Source organism: Vreelandella sp. EE27 (assembly GCF_968206495.1).
The window spans coordinates 2,870,740-2,889,930 of record NZ_OZ309109.1 but is presented as its reverse complement, the minus strand read 5'-3'; the positions used below and the strand labels follow the sequence as shown (position 1 = coordinate 2,889,930).

Genomic DNA, 19,191 nt, shown 5'->3' with positions numbered 1-19,191 from the left:
TTTTACAGGCCAAAGTGGGTAAATCGCCCGACCGGGTTCTAGTGGGCAAACGATTGAGCGATACTGACCGTCTTGAGTGTTAATGATTCAATGCGAGGTGCTCATGCAAGGTGGCATGTCTTCCCAGGCGCTAACACTGGTGACGCTCTCGGCAGTCGACGGCGTTACTCCCGCGCAGTGGGATGCGCTGGTAAGCCCGGAGCAGCCCTTTTTACGCCATGCGTTTTTGCGCGCGCTGGAGCAAAGCGGCTCGGTAAGCGAGGCCACCGGCTGGCAGCCGCGTCATCTAAGCGTGTGGCAGGGTGAGCGGTTGGTCGCGGCGCTGCCGATGTATCTTAAAAGTCATTCCAACGGCGAGTACGTCTTCGACTGGGGCTGGGCCGAGGCCCTCGAGCGCGCCGGCGGCGACTACTATCCCAAGGCGTTAAGCGCCATTCCGTTCACGCCGGTGCCGGGCCAGCGCACGCTCATCGCAGATGATATCGACCCGCAAAGCGCCTACGCGCTGCTGGCCCAGGGGTGGCGGCGCCAGTGCGATGAATTGGGCCTTTCGAGCTGGCACCTGCTGTTTGCCAACGACCAGGAAGTGGCCGCCTGGCAGGCGCAAAGCCCTGATCTGATTACCCGCCAGGGCGTGCAGTTTCAGTGGCACGATCGGGGCTTCGAGGATTTCGACGGCTTTTTGGCAAGCCTGACCGCCAAGCGGCGAAAGACGATCAAGCGCGAGCGGCGTCTGGTGGCCGAGCAGGGCATTACGCTGCGCCGTCTGGAAGGCGACGAGATCGACGAGGCCGCCATGGCGCACTTTTTTCAGTGCTATACGATCACCTACCACGAGCGCGGCCGCCCGCCGTACTTGAACGCGGCATTTTTTGACGCGCTGCGCCGGGACATGCCGGCCTCTCTGGTGCTGGTTCAGGCGCTGGTGGAAGGCCGACCCGTGGCCGCCGCGCTCTATTTTCGCGGTGCTACCACGCTTTACGGACGCTACTGGGGCAGTGAAGTGGTCGCCGACTGCCTGCACTTCGAGGCCTGCTACTACCAGGGTATCGAGTTCTGCCTCGCGCGGGGGCTGACGCTTTTCGATCCCGGCACCCAGGGCGAGCACAAGCTGGTGCGCGGGTTCGCCCCCACCCCCACGCAGTCGCTTCACTATGTGGCCCACCCCGGTCTTGCCGCCGGGGTGGCCGAGTTCTGCGCCCAGGAAGGGCAGCACGTAAAGGCGTACCGGGCAGCCGCGTTAGAAGCGCTACCGTTTAAAACCGAAGGCTAAAGACACGGCTCGCCGCTTCGCCCGCTAAATGGCATAATGCGCGCCGTTCACGCCTGCCCCAAAGGCACTTGATTACAGGAACTTCAGATGCATCGATGGCTGGTCGTCGCCTTGCTGGGCGTTCTAGGTTTTTTACAGTATCAGCTATGGCTGGGTAACGGCGGCTGGCAGGATTTGCAGCGCGTCGAGGCGCGCGTGACAGTGCAGGAAGCGGCGAATGCGCCCATGCGCGAGCGCAACGCCCGGCTGGCCGCCGAGGTCACCGACCTTAAAACCGGTTTGGATGCGATCGAAGAGCGCGCGCGCAGCGATATGGGCATGGTGCGAAGCGACGAGCAGTTCTTCTGGGTGCCAGGGGTGGCGATCCAAAACGAATTGATCGGCCTGAACGCGGCACTGGTGACCCAGCCAAACCTTGCGCCCGCGGCGAACGCCCCGGACAGCGACGATGAGTAAGGCGTTGTGGCTGGTGGTGCCCGCGGCGGGGCAGGGGCGGCGCATGGGTAGCGCCACCCCCAAACAGTATCTGCCGATTGCGGCGCGCCCGGTGCTGGCGCATACCCTCGAGCGGCTTTACCGCGCCTTTCCCGAAGCGCGCCTGGTGCTCTGCCTGGACCCGGCGGATCGCTGGTTCGACCCGGCCTGGGTGCCGTTTGCCCAGTGGCAGCGGGTCGAGGGCGGCAATGAGCGCATGGATAGCGTACAAAACGCGCTCGGTGCCATGACCGCCGCCCCGGACGACATCGTCATGGTGCACGACGTGGCGCGCCCCTGCGTGACGTCCCGGGATCTGCACGCGCTTTACCAGGCGGCGCTGGAGCACCCGGGCGGGGCGCTTCTGGCCATGCCCGTGGCGGATACCATGAAGCGTGAAGGCGGGCCTGGTTTGAGCGCGACAACCGAGCCCCGCGACGGGCTTTGGCACGCGCTGACGCCCCAGGGCTTTCGCTTCGCGCTTTTAAAGCGTGCCCTCGACCAGGCCGTCGAGAATGGCGTAATGGTGACCGACGAGGCCTCGGCCGTCGAGGCGCTGGGCCAGGCACCACGGCTGGTCAGTGCGCGGCGCGACAACCTGAAAATCACCCACCCTGACGACCTTGCCCTGGCGGCGGCCATTTTGGCGCTACAGGCAGGCAACAGCGAAGAGTAGTCTCGATGCGTATTGGCCATGGATTTGACGTACACCGCTTCGGCCCCGGCGACCATTTGATGGTCGGCGGGGTCAAGCTCGCTTTCGAACAAGGTTTCGTCGCCCACTCCGACGGCGACGTGCTGCTCCACGCGATCAGCGATGCCCTGCTGGGCGCCTGCGCGCTGGGCGATATCGGCCGCCACTTTCCCGACACCGACGCCGCCTGGCAAGGCGCGGACAGCCGCGAGCTGCTGCGCCACGTAGTGGCGCTGGTGCGGGAGGCGGGCTTCGTGGTCGGTAACCTGGACGCCACGATCATGGCCCAGGCGCCTAAAATGGCGCCGCATATCGACGCCATGCGCCGTGTGATTGCCGAGGATGTCGGGGCTGATATGGGCCTGGTCAACGTCAAAGCGACCACCACCGAGCGCCTCGGCTTTACTGGCCGGGGCGAAGGCATCGCCGCCGAGGCGGTCGTGCTGCTACAGCCGGTAGCCAACTAATGGGGGCACTGCCCGTTTGGCCGCGCGTGCTCGACGCCCGCTTTGGGCCCCGGGCGCCGGGAAGTTACCGCGCCTCGCCGGAGGATTTTTGGGTCGACGAGCAGCTCGACTTCACCCCGGAAGGCAGCGGCGAGCACCTGTGGCTGCGAATCGAAAAGCGCAACCAGACCACCCTCGACGTGGTGAACGCGCTAAGCCGGCTCTGCGAGGTGAGTCCCCGCGCCGTGGGCTACTCGGGTATGAAGGATCGGACCGCGGTCACGCGCCAGTGGCTCAGCGTACAACTGCCGGGGGCGAGCGCACCGCCGACCCTCGATTCCGCGCTCGAGGCGCTGGGTATCAAGGTGATCGAGCAGGGGCGCCACCCAAGAAAGCTCAAGCGGGGCGTTCACCGCACCAATCGCTTTCGCCTGCGGGTAAGCGGTGAGGCAATCAACTCAGATACGTTCCTGCCTCGCTGGGAGGCGCTCTGCCGTGAGGGGGTGGCCAACTACTTCGGCCCCCAGCGCTTTGGTAATGAGGGGCGCAACCTGCAAAAAGCGGCGGCCATTTTGCAAAAAGGCTGGCGCAAGCGCGACGACCGCCAGGGAATGCTGCTTTCCACCGCGCGCAGCTTTCTATTCAATGAAGTGTTAGGCGCGCGGATCGCGGATGGCCGCTGGAGAACCCCGCTTTTAGGCGATACCTTGATGCTCGACGGCACGCAAAGCGTGTTTAACGCCCGGGCCGAGGACGAGGGGCTCGAGGCGCGGGCCGACGCCCTCGACCTGCACCCGACCGGCCCGCTTTGGGGCACCGGCGAGCCGGCAACCGGCGAGGCGCTGGCCTACGAGCAGGCGCTTTACGCCTCCCACCCGGCACTTTGCGATGGCCTGGTCAAGGCGGGCGTGAAAAAGAGCCACCGGGCGCTGCGCGTACGTGTCATCGAGCCCCGGCTTACCTGGGAGAGCGCGGCGGCGGTGCTCGAATTTTCGCTGCCCAGGGGAAGCTTTGCCACCTCGCTTCTCGGCGAGCTGATCGATCATCCGGACTTTTGAACCAGGCGTTACGCCCGAGACAACGCCCCAGGAGAGGCCCATGCGACGACTGCTGCTATCCAATGACGACGGCGTGTATGCGCCGGGTTTGCGCGCCCTGCACGACGGCCTGGTGAATCATGCCCACCTGCGCGTGGTCGCCCCGGACCGGGACCGCAGCGGGGCGAGCAACTCGCTGACGCTTTCGCGTCCGCTGTCGCTCACCGCACTTGATAACGGCTTTTACAGTGTCGACGGCACCCCCGCCGACTGCGTGTATCTGGGCGTCAACGGCGTGTGGGACGAGCGCCCGGACCTGGTCATTGCCGGTATCAACCACGGCAGCAACCTGGGCGACGACGTGCTCTACTCCGGCACGGTGGCTGCGGCCATGGAGGGGCGCAACCTGGGCATGACCGCGATGGCGGTGTCGCTTTGCGGTGGGCGCCACTTCGAGACCGCGGCGCGCATGGCGGCCACGCTGGTGGGCGCCGCGGGCGCGCTTTCGCTGCCGCCGCGTACGCTTTTGAACGTCAACGTGCCGGATTTGCCTTGGGAGGAGATACAGGGCGTCAAGGTGACCCGGCTTGGCTATCGGGGGCCGGCGGAAAAAGCGCTGCCGGTCCAGGACCCAAGAGGGCGCACGCGGTACTGGATCGCCCCGGTCGCGGCCAACGCCGACGACGGCGAGGATACCGATTTTGCCGCGATCAACGCAGGCTTTGTCTCGATTACCCCGCTCCAGACCGATTTAACCCGCCACCCCGCCCGCGCGGACGTGCAAGCCTGGCTGGATGCTTTTGACTGAGCTCTCGTCAGGAGAGCGCCGTGGGCGGGGCATGACGTCCCAGCGCACGCGTAATCGTATGGTCGAACGTCTGGTGGGCCAGGGCATTACGAATACCCGCGTGCTCGAGGTGATGGCCCGCGAGCCACGCCATTTGTTCGTCGACGAAGCGCTTGCCCATCGCGCCTACGAAGACACGGCGCTGCCGATCGGCTGCGGGCAAACGCTCTCGCAGCCGTTTACCGTGGCGCGGATGACCGAACTGGTGCTAAAGGCCAGGCCGCAGCGCGTGCTGGAGGTGGGTACCGGGTCCGGGTATCAGGCGCTCATTCTGGCGCGGCTGGTGCCCTCGCTCTACTCCGTCGAGCGTATAGCGACGCTTGCCGGCCGCGCCGCCAAGCGGCTCGAGTATCTGGACGCCCGCGTCCAGCTGGCCCTGGCCGACGGCGGCGAAGGCTGGCCGCAAAAAGGGCCTTTCGACGTGATTTTATTGACCGCCTGCGCGCAGACGCTCCCGGAACCCTTGTTGGAGCAGCTAACCCGCGACGGCGTACTGATTGCCCCGCTGGAAGCGCCGGACGGCAGCCAGTGGTTAACGCAGGTCAAGCGTATCGGCGGCGCCTTCGAGAAACGAAGACTCGAGCCGGTACGGTTTGTCCCTTTATTGCAAGGAGTGGTGGATTGAAGCATCGACGCTTGGGCGTATTTTTCAAAGGCGCGGGGATGGGCGCCGCCGACGCGGTCCCCGGTGTCTCCGGTGGCACCATCGCCTTCATTACCGGTATCTATGAAGAACTGATCCATACCATTCGCCAGTTCGGCCCCAGCGCCTGGGGGGCCTGGCGCCGGGGCGGCTGGCGCGGGCTTTTTGCTCACCTCAACCTGGGGTTTTTGCTACCGCTACTGGCGGGCGTTGCGGTGAGTCTGGTCAGCGTAGCGCATGTGGCGCTTTGGCTGATGCAGGCGCATCCGCTCTTGCTCGACGGTTTCTTTTTTGGTTTGGTGGCCGCCTCGGCGCTGGTGGTCAGCCGCGCCACCGGGCGTTGGCGGCTTATCTATATACTGCCGCTTTTGGCCGGTTTTCTGCTCGCCCGCGGGCTGCCGGCGCTGATGCCGCTTATTTTACTACTGGGTAACGAGGCGCTGATCGTGATGACCGCCGGTGCCATCGCCATCAGTGCGATGCTGCTGCCCGGGGTCTCGGGAAGCTTTCTGTTACTCACCATGGGGCTTTATGGCACCATCATGGGGGCTATCAAAAGCCTGGATATGAGTATTATCATGCTGTTTGGCGTGGGATGCCTCGTCGGCTTGATGCTTTTTTCACGGTTTTTGGGCTGGCTTTTAAAGCGCTACCACGCGGGCACCATGCAGCTATTGCTTGGCTTCATCGTCGGCTCGCTACCGGTGCTATGGCCCTGGCGCGAACTACTGAGCTACCAACAGGGGCCAGAAGGGCAGATGATTCCACTGGCTCACCGCTACTTACTGCCAAGCGAGTACGCCGCGTTGACCGGCGCTTCCGCCCAGGTGGTGGGCGTGGTCGCATTGATGCTCGTTGGGGCGCTTCTGGTAGTATTACTCAATCGGCGTGCAGCTCAAAGGCCACGCAGTTCGACATAAAGCGCGCGGCGTTGAAAAGGAGTAGGGTTTGCATGCGTAAGGTTTTGACACTGTCTTTGTTAGCGCTGGCCGTTAGCGGCTGCGCGAACCAGCAGCCACACACCCCGCAGGTACGGGACTTGAGCGAGGCGAGGCGCGCCGTGGAAGACTCGCCTCAATACACCGTCGCCCCGGGCGACACGCTTTACGGTATCGCTTGGCAGCACGACCTGGACTACCGCGAGCTGGCGGCGCTCAACGACATCGACGCGCCTTACCAGATCCATCCGGGCCAGACCATTGCGCTGCGCCAGGGGGCGGGAAGCGCGCCGGCGCGTAATCAGGCCTCCCATCAAGGCGGTGACGCTCAAGCGTCGCGTCAAAGCGGTGCGGTCGCCACGGGCTTGAACTCGACGACCGTAGCGGCCAGCAATCAGGCTGCCAGCCAAAGCGACGACCAGCAGATGGACTGGCTCTTGCCGGATGAAAGCGCGATCGAGCGTAATCAGCGCATCAATGCCGAGCGGGGCGAAAGCGAGACGCCGGATGGCCCGAGCGCCAGCGAGCCCGAAACGGCACAGGACGCCCCGCAAAGCGAGTCGCCCCAAGCGGACGAGCGCCCCCCGGAGCCCGAACCGGAACCCGAGCCGACGCCGGAACCCGAGCCGGAACCCGAACCCGCCGCCGAGCCAGAGCCCGAACCGGCGCCCGCCGCTTCCGCGCCGGATCGCTCCTCGCGAAGCTTCACCCCGGTCGACGATGTCAACTGGCGCTGGCCCACCGATGGGCAGGTGAGCGGAAACTTCGGTGAAGGCGGTACGATTACCGCCGGGATTGATATCACCGGACAAAAGGGGCAACCTGTAAGAGCCGCCGGTCCTGGCATCGTGGTATACGCCGGTAGCGGTGTGCGGGGTTACGGCAACCTCATACTGCTCAAACACAACGATCAGTATCTAAGCGCCTATGCTCACAACGACAGTTTGAGCGTCAGCGAAAACGATGTGGTCGAAGCGGGAGAAGTCATTGCCACGATGGGCGATAGCGATACCGACAGCGTCAAACTCCATTTTGAGGTGCGCCGCGATGGCCAGCCCCAAAACCCCTTGGAATTTTTACCATCGCGCTAACGCGTTCTCTCTAAACGGCTTGGTAAGGGCGCTCGGCGCCATTGGAAGAACCCGGATAGCTTGATAAGAGCGTCATATAACAATAACGGTGTACGCGCACATTGAAGTGCGACCACCCATACTTTTCTACATGGCGGTTAGGCAAGACAACGGGGGTAAGACCATGAGTATGCTGGAGAAGGACCTACAGGAGGTTGACCTGGAGACGGTGGAAGAAGCGTTGGACGACGCTGAAGACACCGCCACCGAAGAGGAAAACGCCTTCGAAAAAGCGCTGGGTCGCGAGGATCGTCAAGCGACCCAAAGCCTGGACGCTACGCAAATTTATCTCAACGAGATCGGTTTTTCGCCGCTTCTGACGCCAGAAGAAGAGGTCTATTACGGCCGTTTGGCGCGCAAGGGTGACCCGCTTGGGCGCTCGCGAATGATCGAATCGAACCTGCGCCTGGTCGTAAAAATTGCCCGGCGCTACCTCAATCGTGGCCTGACGCTGTTGGATTTGATCGAGGAAGGCAATCTGGGTCTGATCCGCGCCGTCGAAAAGTTCGACCCCGAGCGCGGTTTTCGTTTTTCGACCTACGCGACCTGGTGGATTCGCCAAACGATCGAACGGGCGCTGATGAACCAGACCCGTACCATTCGTTTGCCCATTCACGTGGTCAAGGAACTCAATATCTACCTGCGCGCCGCGCGGGAACTCACCCAAAAGCTCGACCACGAGGCAACGGCGGAAGAGATCGCCGAGCACCTGGATAAACCGGTCGAAACCGTCAAGAAGATGCTGGGGCTCAACGAGCGCGTCTCCTCCGTGGATTACCCCATGGGCGGCGAAAGTGACAAGCCCTTGATCGATACCCTGGCGGATGACGATGTCTCCGGCCCGGAATCGCTTCTGGTTGATGGGGACGTGCGCGAGCACGTGGATCACTGGCTCGACGAGCTGAGTGAAAAGCAGCGTGAAGTCGTGGTTCGCCGCTTTGGCCTGCGCGGACACGAATCGGCGACCCTCGAGGAAGTCGGCGCTGAAATCGGCCTGACCCGGGAACGGGTTCGTCAGATACAGGTGGAAGCCTTAAAGAAGCTTCGCCGCGCGCTGGAAAAACAGGGTCTTTCTCTCGACGCTATTTTCGAGAGTTAATACCCCCAGCGAGCCTTACAAAAGGCAAGACCTAACGCACCGGATTAACTATCCGGTGCGTTAATGTTAGTGGGCTACCCATTCGGGCGCCTTCAATATCCGATTTCATGAACGACCGTCGTCAGGCGCCGCGAGACGTCTGTAAGTGAGAACCGTTAAAATGCGCCCGCTAGCGGCCCATATCGATTTAGACGCGCTGCGTCATAACTATCAGCTAGCCGCGGGCTGCGCGCCCCAAAGCCAGTCCGTTGCGGTCATCAAGGCCAACGCCTACGGCCACGGCGCCCTTGCCTGCGCCCGCGCGCTGGCGTCCCAGGCGCCGGCCTTCGCGGTGGCCTGTATCGAAGAGGCCATCACCCTGCGCGAGGGTGGCATACAAGGCCCCATCGTGCTGCTCGAAGGCTTTTTCAGCGCCGACGAATTGGCCCTGGTGGATACCCTTGGCCTATGGGTCAGCGTGCACAGCGACTGGCAGGTCGAGGCGCTTTTAGCCTGCACGCCCAAAAAACCGATCCCCGTGTGGGTGAAGGTGGATTCGGGGATGCATCGGCTGGGCTTTGACCCAGAGCGTGTGGAGCAGGTATGGCACCGCTTGAGCACCGCGCCTCAGGTGGGTGCGCTTCATCTGATGAGCCACTTCGCCACGGCGGACGCCGGCGAGCGTGGCTATTTCGACCGACAAATGACGACGGTCAAAGCGCTCGGTGAAACTCTCGGCGCTCCGCTTTGCCTGGCGAACTCTCCCGCAACGCTTGCCCACCGCGCCGCCCACGGCGCCTGGAACCGGCCTGGTGTGATGCTTTACGGCAGCAATCCGCTCGCGGTGGATAACGCCCTTACCCGCGCGCTTCGCCCGGTCATGAGCCTGCGCTCAGAAATCATCGCCCTGCGCAGTGTCGAAAAAGGCGAGCCGTTGGGCTACGGGGGGCGCTGGTTAGCGCCGCGGCGCTCGCGCATCGCCGTGGTGGCCGCAGGCTACGGTGATGGGTATGACCGCCACGCCGTTGACGGCACGCCGGTACTCGTCAACGGCCAGCGATGCCCTATTGCCGGGCGGGTGTCGATGGATATGCTCACGGTCGATGTGAGCGATATCGACGCCGGGATTGGCAGCGAGGTGGTGCTTTGGGGCCAAAGTGCCCACGGGGCGTTGCTGTGCGTCGATGAAGTGGCCCGCCACTGCGATACGATCAGCTATACGCTGTTGACCGGGGTCTTGCCTCGCGTGCCGCGCATTTACAGCGGCGCGCTCACTTAACGGTTACTGGTATGTCTAAAAAAACGTTTCCCCGCTCTTTCGCGCATCCGCGCTACTGGCCCACCTGGGTCGCCATTGGCGCGATGTATCTCGTCGCCTGGCTGCCCTGGCGGCTTAAGCTTTGGATCGGCAAGATGATCGGCCTGCTCGCCTGGGCGCTGATCAAACGCCGGCGCCACATTACCGCGACCAATATCGCGCTCTGCTTTCCCGAGAAAAGCGTTGATGCCCAACGGCAGCTGGTCAAGGAGACCTTCATCGCCAACGGGATCGGGCTGGTGGAAACCGCCACCGGCTGGTGTCGCAGCGCGCAGGGCTTCAGGCACCGGGTCGCCTATAACGGCGAGGAGCACCTGGCCCGGGCGAAGGCTCAGGGCAAGGGCGTACTGGTGGTCGGCATTCACTTTTCGACGCTGGATCTGGGCGGGGCGCTGCACTCGCTCTTCTTCCCGGCGGACGTGGTGTACCGGCCCCACAACAACCCGCTGTTCGAGCGTTTCATGACCCGTGCCCGTTCGCGCATTTTCGGCCAGGCCATCGACCGCCACGACCTGCGCGGGGTCGTGCGCCGTATCAAGGCGGGGCATATCGTCTGGTACTCGCCGGATCAGGATTTCGGCCGCGATGTCAGCGTCTTCGCGCCGCTATTCGGTCAACAGGCGGCGACCATCCGCTTGACCTCCAAGATCGCCCGTATGACCGGCGCGCCGGTGGTGCCATTGATGTTCCATAGAAACCCGGACAACCGCACCTATACCATCGAGTGCCTGCCGGCCTTCGAGAACTTCCCGAGCAAGGACGAGGTAGCCGATGCCACCCGGGTCAACCAGTTCATCGAACGGGCGATTCGCAAGCACCCGGAGCAGTATCTGTGGCTGCACCGGCGCTTCAAGACGCGCCCGGAAGGCGAGGAGAAGGTTTACTAGCCGAGGATCGATGCAAAGCTATGCGCTCAGTGGGAGGAGGATCGTGTAACCCGTCGCGGGGGTCTTTCGCCAGGGAAGGCGAAAGTAGCGTACAGGGAAGTATTCACAGCGCCCCCGCGTAGGGTTGCGCGAGCCTCCGGGTACGGAGCGAGCCGCCATCAAAAAAGCCGACGCGCAGGCGTCGGCTTTTTCGTCTTCGATCGCCAAAGGCTAATCGATATTGCGCGAGTAGAAGATCTCCAGCATCTCCTTGCGCAGGCGGTTTTCGATTTCCCGCGCTTCCTCAAAAGTGATGTCCCGGCGCGAGGTACCGAACAGGTAGTTATCCAGTTCGAAATCCTTGAGCAACATCTTGGTATGGAACATGTTGTCCTGATACACGTTCACATCCATCATCTGATACGCCTGCTTGGTATCGTCGGCCAGGTAGTCCTGAATCGAGGTGATGGCGTGATCGATGAAGAGCTTCTTGCCGTCCACATCCCGGGTGAAGCCGCGTACCCGGTAATCGATGGTGACGATATCGGAATCGAAGCTGTGGATCAGGTAGTTCAGCGCCTTTAGCGGGCTGATGTGACCACAGGTGGAGACGTCGATATCCAGCCGGAAGGTGCTGATGCCGTTATCCGGGTGGGATTCCGGGTAGCTATGCACCGTGACGTGACTTTTATCCAAATGGCCGACCACGGTTTCCGGCAGCGGCCCCGGGCCCGGTTCGGTGTGCGCGGGCAGCGGCTCGTCCAGTTCGTGCTCGGCGATCAGAACCGTCACGCTCGCGCCGTGGGGCTCGTAATCCTGACGTGCGATATTGAGCACGTGAGCACCAATGATATTGGTCACATCCTTGAGAATCTGCGTCAAACGCTCGGCGTTATAAAGCTCGTCGATATAATCGATATATTCGCCGCGCTGCTCTTCGGTCTTGGCGTAGCAGATATCGTAAATGTTGAAGCTTAACGAGCTGGTGAGGTTGTTAAACCCGTGGAGTCGGAGATTATCAGGCAATTCCGCGCCTCCTGGTAGCAGTGAAAACACCCCGACGAGCCAGCGCCGGAACCGGATCCGTACATGTTCCTGATTTTACATTGCCCGAGGACCGGGCGGGCGTATTATGCCCGCCCGGTCCCCGAGTTGCATCCAGCGACGCGATTTTAATCCGCCGCGGCGTCCTGAATTTCGAAGGAGTGAGTCACGTCGACCCCGCCCTTGACCAGCATGATCGAGGCGCTGCAGTACTTCTCGGCGGAAAGCTCCACGGCGCGCTGTACCTGCTTCTCTTTGAGCGCCCGCCCGGTCACCACGAAATGAACGTGGATGCGGGTAAACACCGACGGCACCTCGTCAGCGCGCTCGGCGTCGATCTCCGCCACGCAGTCGGTGACGTCTGCCCGGGCCTTGTCGAGAATGTTGAGCACGTCAAAGGCGGTGCAGCTACCCATGCCCATCAGCAGCATTTCCATGGGGCGGGGGCCGGTATCGCGCCCGCCGTGATCCGGCGGGCCATCGATCACAACGCTATGGCCACTGCCCGATTCCGCCACGAACTGGCGGCCGTCTGTCCACTTCACTCGTGCTTTCACGCGGCTCTCCTCTCTCAACGATTCGTACGTGGCGCGCAGCATAACACGCCTTTGCGCCAACCGGCGCTATCCCTCTACCGGCCAGCCGCCTTCGCCGATAGCGCTCAGTGCGGCGGTATCCGGGTTGTAGAGGTACACCCAGGCGTCGCCAAAGCGAGTGGCAAGCGTGACGCGCTGATACTCGCCGTCAAAGGGCGCTTGTGGGCGGTGATCTTCCAGTACATCCAGCGCCGCCAGGGTCGCTTGATCGACGCGGTAAATCTCCAGCGCGATCCCTTTGGAGTCACGGCGTTTGGCGCCAGGGTAGGGGCCGACGTCGTAGAGCGTAAGGAGCGCGCTCCGGTCATCGCCCAAAAACTCGGCGCCCTCCAGCACGTGGGCGTTGTTGAGGCCTTTTTTCAGCGTGCCGTAAACCGCGACCAGCGGCGTCAGGGCAATATCATCGGCAAGGCTCACGGGGCCTCCTGTCAAACGGGTGAATCAGTTTAGCGCGCTGCCAAATGGCGTTCGAGCACGCCAAGCCGCGCCGGCGTGCCCACGTCGACCCAGTGGCCGGCAAAGTGCTCGGCGCTGACCAGGCCCTTGGCTATCGCCGCTTTAAAAAGCGGCGCCAGGGCGAAGGCACCGGCGCTGTAGTTTTCAAACAGCGCCGGGTGGAGAACGCCGATGCCCGAATAGGTGAGCGCGGGTGTGGCCATCCGGGCCAAACCTTCGATGATGGCGAAGTCGCCCTCCGGGTGCTGGGGCGGGTTATCCACTAACACCAGGTGGGCCAGCTTGCCCGGGGCAAGGGTGGGCGTGGGCAGCCAGTCGCACCAGACATCGCCGTTGACCAGCAAAAAGGGCGCCTCGCCTAAAAGCGGTAGCGCGTTGAAAATGCCGCCGCCGGTCTCCAAAGGCGTTGGCTCGACGCTATAGCGAATCGAAAGCCCGAAGCGCTCGCCATCGCCCAGCGCCTCGATGATCTGATCGGCGCGGTAGCTTACGTTGATGACGACCTCGTCGATACCGGCCCGGCGTAGGTGCTCCAGGTGGTGCTCGATCAGCGCCTTGCCGCCTACCGGCAAAAGCGGCTTGGGGCAGGTGTCGGTCAGTGGGCGCATACGCGTGCCGAGCCCGGCGGCCAGAATCATCGCCTTCATGCAGTCTCATCCAGCTTTGCGGTGATCGCGGGGCGCAGGGTGTCACGCAGCCAGGTGGTGAACGCGGCGTGCTGGCCAAGTGCTGCCAGGCTGTCCTCGAGGTGGTTCAAAAAGTGCGGCAAACGCGCCAGGTACCCGGTTTTGGCGTCGCGCAGGGTCAGGCGGCAGAAAATCCCCAGCACCTTGAGCGAACGCTGGGCGGCCATGGCGCGGCACTGGGTCAAAAACGTGGTTTCATCGACTTTCGAGCAGAGGCGCCCGTCCCGGCGTGCCTGCGTGTAGAAGTGCCTGACCAGGGCGTCGAATTCGGCGGGCTCGAAGCGCCAGTAGCGCCCGCAAAGAATCGAGATGACGTCATAGCTGATGGGGCCGGCCACCGCGTCCTGAAAATCGATCATGTAGAGCTTTCCGGCGTGGGGCATGAGGTTCATGGCATCGAAATCCCGGTGTACACTCACCACCGGCTGCGCCAGCGCCTGGGCGCTCAGGTCGTCGTTCAGCGCTTCCAGGCTTTCCGGCGCCTCGAGGCCAAGCCACTGGGTTAAACACCAGGTGGGGAACAGCTCGAGTTCGCGGCGTAGTAGCGAGGCATCGTACGGCGCCAGAGCGTCAGGGCTGGCGGCGTTTTGCAGCCGACCGATCAGCTCGAGCGCTTCACCGGTGCGCGCGCGGGCGCTGGCGGCATCGGTAAACGCCGCCTGAAGCGGGGTATCGCCCAGGTCTTCGAGCAGCATGAAACCGGCGTCAAGATCGGCGTGGTAGATGGCGGGCACGGGGAGGTTCGCCGCGTGCCATTGCCGGCCGATGGCGACGAACGGCGCCGAGTCCTCTTGCTCGGGCGGGGCGTCCATGACAATTTGTGTTTCGCCTGAGGGCAGTATCAGGCGAAAATAGCGGCGAAAACTCGCATCTCCCCCGGCCGGGGCGAGGGTGAGAGCGGACGGCGCGAGACCGTTTTTTTCAGCGACCCATCGGGTGAGGGCGTCGATCCTGGAAGTGGGCATGCAAGCTCCTTGCTGGTCGGACATCTAGCGAGCTGTATAATACCGATTCTGAATGCCAAGGATAACGAACATGGGCAAGCGATTTACGCGCACTGCGCCGGTAGGACACACGCTGGTGGGCATTTTTGCGCTCACCGCGTATTCAGCGATGGCGCAGAGTGAACCCTTGCCTGCCGAGGCGCTGGACTGGCAACCGTACCGGCCCGCCGAGGCCGAGGGCCAGCTATGCCGCGGGCGCTACGTCATGCCCGGCTACCGGTTACCCGCCGAGCAAAACCCCGAAACGCTCTCGATCGAAACGACACAAGCCGACTACGCCCAGGATGGTGAAGCGCTGCTGCGCGGCGACGTAGTGCTGCGCCGGGCGGATAGCGAGCTTCAGGCCGCGCAGGTTTTTCTGCCGTCCAGCCGGGAACAGGTCGAGGTCGAAGGCGGACTGGCACTGCGCAACGGCCAGGCGCTTTTGCGCGGCGACCGGGCCACCTTGCGTCTCAACGAAGACCGCGGCCGTATCGACGACAGCCGTTTCGTGCTCTACGAGCCCCACCTGCGCGGCCAGGCCAGCCAGCTCGAACAGACCGGCGAAAACCAGTACCGGCTGCGCGATGCCCGTTTTACCACCTGCGACCCGGGCGAAAATACCTGGCAGTTGGTGAGTAGCGATATCCGCCTCGATCAGGCCGCGGGCTTTGGCACCGCGCGCAACGCCCGCCTCGAGGTCAAGGACGTGCCGGTGTTTTACTGGCCCTGGGTGCGCTTTCCGCTGGATGAGCGCCGCCAAACCGGCTTTTTGTGGCCGACCCTGGGCTTTTCAAACAGCGGGCTGGACTACGCCCAGCCGTTTTACTGGAACATCGCGCCCAATCAGGACGCCACCATCACCCCGCGCTTGATGAGTGACCGCGGCCTTCTTTTAAACGGTGAATACCGCTACCTGCTCGATGAGAGTCAGGGCATGGTCGAGGGGGGCTATCTGGCCGACGACGGCGGTCGGCGCACCGGCGATAACCGTTTCGAAGGCGAGGATCGCTGGTATATCGACGCCCGCCACCGCGGCCGCGTCAACCCGCGCAGCAACTACAGCCTGCGCTACGGCGGGGCCAGCGACGGACGCTACTTCGACGACTTCGGCGCCGAGTTCGGTCGCAGCGACCGCGCCGCCATGGAGCGCTTGGCCCAGGTCGACTACCGCGGCGAGCGCTGGCAGCTCGACGCCCGCGCCCAGGGGTTTCAGCGCCTGGAAGACCCGCTAAGCGACAGCGACAAGCCCTTTTACCGGCTACCGAGTTTGACGGCCAACACCAACAACTGGCAGCTCGGGGGCGGCTTTTATAGCCAGTGGCGCTCCAACGCCACCTACTTCTGGCGCGATGTCGATGAAACCCTGGTGCCGGAGCGCGAAGCCGCCAACGGCTCCCGGCTTCACCTTTCGCCGGCGGTGGGCTGGCGTTTCGAGGAGCCCTGGGGGTATATCGAGCCGCGCACCGAGTTTTGGAACACCGCCTACGAGCTCGATTACGGCGACCGTGACACCAGCCGCAGCACCTCGCCGACGCGCAGCGTCGCGATTACCTCTATCGACAGCGGCCTGGTGTTCGAGCGCGAACTGGCGCTGGGCGAAAGCGACTACCGCCAGACCCTGGAGCCGCGGCTCAACTACGCCTACGTTCCACGTACCGATCAGGTGGATTTGCCCGAGTTCGACAGCCGCGAGCGCGCCTTCTCCTGGGACCAGCTTTGGTCGCCCCATCGCTTCTCCGGCGCCGACCGGGTGGGCGATCTCAACCGCGTGTCGTTAGGCGTTCAGTCGCGTTTGATCGAGGATGGTGCCGGGCGGGACCGGCTGAGCTTCGGCGTCGGCCAAAGCGTGTATTTCGCCGAGCGGCGCATCGACAGCGACGGCGACCCGGATACGCTGCCGGATCGCCCGGAAGAGAACCCGAACGTGAACCCGCAAAGCCGCTACCAGGCGACCCGCGAGCGCTCGCCGCTGGTCACCCGGCTCGATTGGCAGATCAGCGATCGCTGGAGCACCGGCTACGAGTGGCTGTACGATGATCAACGCGAGCAGACCGAGCGCTCCAGCGTCGACGTAGCTTATCGTCATCCCGAGGGCCACGTAGTGAACCTTGGCTACCGTTGGGAGATCGAAGGGTTCGACCCGGGCGTGGTACCCGGCGACGACGGCTTTCGCGACTATAGCCGCGAAGAGTGGGATCTCTCGGTGGGCTACAAGGCCGCCCCGCAGATCGACCTGATCGGGCGCTATCTGTATGACCAAACCAACGACCGGGCGCTGGAGCAGCTCGCCGGTGTGCAGTGGAACGACTGCTGCTACGGCGTGCAGGTGGTCTGGCGCGAGTGGATCGACGATAACGACACCGCCCGAGCAGGGGACGATTTCAGCGACCGCGGGCTGTTTCTGCGCTTCGTGTTCCGCGGGTTGGGCGGCGTTGGCCAGGGGGCGAACACGTATTTCGACCGGGCGGTTCCGGGCTATACCCCGTCACCTTTGTAACGCATGACCCGTAACGCATGACCATCCAATACCCCGCTTTTATTCAATAGCGACGACAAGAGATTTTTCTATGACGATGAACAAGAGCCTGGCAGGTGGCGGTTTTTCACGGCAGCTAAAGTGGCTATCGACGGCCGGGGCGCTGGCGCTGTGTCTGGGCGCGAGCGCGGCGCTGGTAAGCGTTAATGCCCACGCCCAGGATTTTCAAAATAGCCAACGCCAAACCCTGGACAGCGTGGCCGCGGTGGTCAACGACGGCGTGATCATGCAAAGCGAGCTCGACGAGCGTATGGCGCAGGTCGAGCAGCAAGCCCAGGCCCAGGGCGGGAACCTGCCGCCGCGCCGCCAGCTCCAGGAGCAGGTGCTCGAGCGCATGGTGCTCGACGAAATCCAGCTGCAAATGGCCCGCCAGGCCAATCTGAGCGTCGACGATACCGAACTCAATCGTCAGCTAAGAACCATCGCCGAATCCAACGGCCTGAGCATGGACGCCTTTGCCGACGCCGTCGAAGCCGACGGTATGTCGCTTGCCGAGGTGCGCGAAGACGTGCGCCGCGAGATGCTCATGCGCCAGGTCCAGCAGCGCCAGATTCAGCAGCGCGTCAGCGTCAGCGACCGCGATGTCGAGCGATTCCTCGAGCAGCAACCCGCCCAGCAGGGCCAGGCATTCATCGAAGAGAGCCAGGCGCGCCATATTCTGGTGGAGCTTACGCCCACCCGCAATGAAGACCAGGCGCGGGAGCGCGCCGAACAGGCCCGCGCGCGCCTGCAGCAGGGCGAGGCGTTCGGTGCGGTGGCCCGTGAACTCAGCGACGACCGGGGCAGCGCCATGAACGGCGGCGACCTTGGCTGGGTACGCCCGGGCCAGACCGTGCCCGCCTTCGAAGAGGCGATGAACGACCTAAGCGCCGGCCAGGTCTCCGCGCCGGTGCGCTCGCAGTTCGGCTACCACATCATCGAAGTGCTCGACCGCCGCCGTCAGGACGTGACCGACGAGAGCCGTCGCGAGCAGGTACGCCAGGCGATTTTCCAGCGCCGTGCCAACGAAGAGCTGCAAAACTGGCAGCGTGAGATTCGTGACCAGGCCTTCGTGGATATCCGCCGGTAATGGCTGAAAGCGCTCCTCTTCCGCTGCTGATCACCACCGGGGAGCCCGCCGGTATCGGCCCGGAACTGACCCTGATGCTTGCAGCCCAGGGGCGTCTCGGCCCCGAGGTGCTGGCGGTGGGCGACCCCGGGATGCTGCAAGATCGCGCCGCGCGCCTTGGCCTGGACCTGGAAATCGTCATCGCCGAGGACGGGCATTTGGAGCGCCCCGACACGCCGCATCTGGGGGTTTGGCCGGTAGCGCTGAAAGCGCCGTGCACCCCGGGGGTTCTCGACCCGGCCAACGCCGCCTACGTGATCGAAACCCTCGAGGTGGGCGTTCGCGCCTGCCAACAAGGCCTGGCCGGCGCCATCGTCACCGCGCCGCTGCACAAGGGCGTGATCATCGACGGCGGCTTCAAGGATTTTACCGGCCACACCGAGTGGCTGCGCGACGCCTGTGGGGTCGACGAGGTGGTGATGATGCTGGCCACCGACCGCGCGCTGCATACTCAGGCAAGCAGTTGGCAGGGCAGTGGGGACCTTCGCGTGGCGCTGGCGACCACCCACCTGGCGCTTCGCGACGTCGCCGATGCGATCACCTTCGAGCGTCTGACGCGGATCGTAACGCTTCTTGCCGCCGACCTAACCCGCCAGTTCGGTATCGCCGCCCCACGCATTGCCGTGTGCGGGCTGAACCCCCACGCCGGGGAGGACGGGCACTTGGGGCGCGAGGAGATCGAGACGATCACCCCGGCACTTACCCATCTGCGTGGCCAGGGCATCGACGTGCGCGGCCCTTTCCCGGCGGATACGCTGTTTACCCCGCGCCACTTGCAAGAGGTCGACGCGGTGCTGGCGATGTATCACGACCAGGGGCTTTCAGTGCTAAAGTATGCAGGCTTTGGTCAGGCGGCCAATATCACCCTGGGCCTGCCGCTGGTGCGCACCTCGGTAGACCACGGCACCGCGCTCGATTTGGCCGGCCGCGGCGTGGCAAACCCGAATAGCCTTCTGGTGGCGCTCAACCTGGCGCGCCGATTAAGCGGTCGCCGCGCCGCCGCGCTGCCCGCTTAGCCGTCACTGGCCCGCCCAC

At 63.8% G+C, this 19,191-nt stretch carries 20 protein-coding genes; 15 read left to right on the top strand and 5 right to left on the bottom strand.

The genetic code is table 11. The features are described from left to right. Positions 1–115 precede the first annotated feature (115 nt). The 12 genes from ACWHVV_RS13555 (at position 116) to lpxL (ending at position 10,765) form a co-directional block, all read left to right on the top strand. Complete coding sequence (locus tag ACWHVV_RS13555; protein ID WP_447929155.1) at positions 116–1,273, top strand: GNAT family N-acetyltransferase; 1,158 nt, start codon at positions 116–118, stop codon at positions 1,271–1,273. Between the two features lie 87 nt (positions 1,274–1,360). Further along, a complete protein-coding gene (gene ftsB, locus ACWHVV_RS13550) occupies positions 1,361–1,729 on the top strand; it encodes a cell division protein FtsB (protein WP_447926709.1) in 369 nt (122 codons plus the stop codon). After that, entirely contained in the window at positions 1,722–2,423 is a 702-nt protein-coding gene (ispD, locus tag ACWHVV_RS13545; protein ID WP_447926708.1) for a 2-C-methyl-D-erythritol 4-phosphate cytidylyltransferase, read from the top strand. The genes ftsB and ispD overlap by 8 nt, the downstream gene beginning before the upstream one ends. 5 nt (positions 2,424–2,428) lie before the next feature. After that, complete coding sequence (gene ispF / locus ACWHVV_RS13540) at positions 2,429–2,908, top strand: 2-C-methyl-D-erythritol 2,4-cyclodiphosphate synthase (protein ID WP_447926707.1); 480 nt, start codon at positions 2,429–2,431, stop codon at positions 2,906–2,908. Beyond that, positions 2,908–3,945, top strand: a complete 1,038-nt coding sequence (gene truD / locus ACWHVV_RS13535) for a tRNA pseudouridine(13) synthase TruD (protein WP_447926706.1) — start codon at positions 2,908–2,910, stop codon at positions 3,943–3,945. Before ispF ends, truD begins: the two co-directional genes overlap by 1 nt. A gap of 40 nt (positions 3,946–3,985) precedes the next feature. Next, positions 3,986–4,732, top strand: coding sequence for a 5'/3'-nucleotidase SurE (gene surE / locus ACWHVV_RS13530; RefSeq protein WP_447926705.1), 747 nt, complete (start codon positions 3,986–3,988; stop codon positions 4,730–4,732). Continuing rightward, positions 4,719–5,396, top strand: coding sequence for a protein-L-isoaspartate(D-aspartate) O-methyltransferase (locus ACWHVV_RS13525; protein ID WP_447926704.1), 678 nt, complete (start codon positions 4,719–4,721; stop codon positions 5,394–5,396). Before surE ends, ACWHVV_RS13525 begins: the two co-directional genes overlap by 14 nt. Beyond that, positions 5,393–6,334, top strand: a complete 942-nt coding sequence (locus ACWHVV_RS13520; RefSeq protein ID WP_447926703.1) for a DUF368 domain-containing protein — start codon at positions 5,393–5,395, stop codon at positions 6,332–6,334. Before ACWHVV_RS13525 ends, ACWHVV_RS13520 begins: the two co-directional genes overlap by 4 nt. 32 nt (positions 6,335–6,366) lie before the next feature. Further along, positions 6,367–7,443 (top strand): peptidoglycan DD-metalloendopeptidase family protein, encoded by a 1,077-nt coding sequence (locus ACWHVV_RS13515; protein ID WP_447926702.1) that lies wholly within the window; start codon positions 6,367–6,369, stop codon positions 7,441–7,443. A 163-nt stretch (positions 7,444–7,606) separates the two neighbouring features. Continuing rightward, positions 7,607–8,581, top strand: coding sequence for an RNA polymerase sigma factor RpoS (rpoS, locus tag ACWHVV_RS13510; protein ID WP_447529570.1), 975 nt, complete (start codon positions 7,607–7,609; stop codon positions 8,579–8,581). 160 nt (positions 8,582–8,741) lie between these two features. After that, positions 8,742–9,839 carry an alanine racemase gene (alr, locus tag ACWHVV_RS13505; RefSeq protein ID WP_447926701.1) on the top strand — a complete coding sequence of 366 codons (1,098 nt, stop codon included), beginning with the start codon at positions 8,742–8,744 and terminating at the stop codon, positions 9,837–9,839. Between the two features lie 11 nt (positions 9,840–9,850). Then, on the top strand, positions 9,851–10,765 hold the full coding sequence (lpxL, locus tag ACWHVV_RS13500) for an LpxL/LpxP family Kdo(2)-lipid IV(A) lauroyl/palmitoleoyl acyltransferase (protein ID WP_447926700.1): 915 nt from the start codon (positions 9,851–9,853) through the stop codon (positions 10,763–10,765). A 210-nt stretch (positions 10,766–10,975) separates the two neighbouring features. Here the strand turns inward: lpxL and speD are convergent, their stop codons facing one another. From speD to ACWHVV_RS13475, 5 genes are all read right to left on the bottom strand, one after another. Next, positions 10,976–11,770, bottom strand: coding sequence for an adenosylmethionine decarboxylase (gene speD, locus ACWHVV_RS13495; protein ID WP_447926699.1), 795 nt, complete (start codon positions 11,768–11,770; stop codon positions 10,976–10,978). Positions 11,771–11,916: 146 nt separating this feature from the next. Then, positions 11,917–12,345 (bottom strand): OsmC family protein, encoded by a 429-nt coding sequence (locus ACWHVV_RS13490; protein ID WP_447529567.1) that lies wholly within the window; start codon positions 12,343–12,345, stop codon positions 11,917–11,919. A gap of 66 nt (positions 12,346–12,411) precedes the next feature. Then, the gene (locus tag ACWHVV_RS13485) at positions 12,412–12,801 is read right to left on the bottom strand and encodes a gamma-glutamylcyclotransferase family protein (RefSeq protein WP_447926698.1); all 390 of its coding nucleotides are present in this window, start codon (positions 12,799–12,801) and stop codon (positions 12,412–12,414) included. A gap of 29 nt (positions 12,802–12,830) precedes the next feature. Continuing rightward, on the bottom strand, positions 12,831–13,487 hold the full coding sequence (gene murU / locus ACWHVV_RS13480; protein ID WP_447926697.1) for an N-acetylmuramate alpha-1-phosphate uridylyltransferase MurU: 657 nt from the start codon (positions 13,485–13,487) through the stop codon (positions 12,831–12,833). Next, positions 13,484–14,491: an aminoglycoside phosphotransferase family protein gene (locus ACWHVV_RS13475; RefSeq protein ID WP_447926696.1), complete on the bottom strand. Its 1,008-nt coding sequence runs from the start codon at positions 14,489–14,491 to the stop codon at positions 13,484–13,486. The genes murU and ACWHVV_RS13475 overlap by 4 nt, the downstream gene beginning before the upstream one ends. A 70-nt stretch (positions 14,492–14,561) precedes the next feature. On the opposite strand from ACWHVV_RS13475, the gene ACWHVV_RS13470 reads away from it, so the two are divergent. The 3 genes from ACWHVV_RS13470 (at position 14,562) to pdxA (ending at position 19,172) form a co-directional block, all read left to right on the top strand. Beyond that, on the top strand, positions 14,562–17,009 hold the full coding sequence (locus ACWHVV_RS13470; protein ID WP_447926695.1) for an LPS-assembly protein LptD: 2,448 nt from the start codon (positions 14,562–14,564) through the stop codon (positions 17,007–17,009). A gap of 70 nt (positions 17,010–17,079) precedes the next feature. After that, entirely contained in the window at positions 17,080–18,117 is a 1,038-nt protein-coding gene (locus tag ACWHVV_RS13465; RefSeq protein WP_447529562.1) for a peptidylprolyl isomerase, read from the top strand. After that, positions 18,117–19,172, top strand: coding sequence for a 4-hydroxythreonine-4-phosphate dehydrogenase PdxA (gene pdxA / locus ACWHVV_RS13460; protein WP_447926694.1), 1,056 nt, complete (start codon positions 18,117–18,119; stop codon positions 19,170–19,172). Before ACWHVV_RS13465 ends, pdxA begins: the two co-directional genes overlap by 1 nt. The last annotated feature ends 19 nt before the right edge of the window (positions 19,173–19,191 follow it).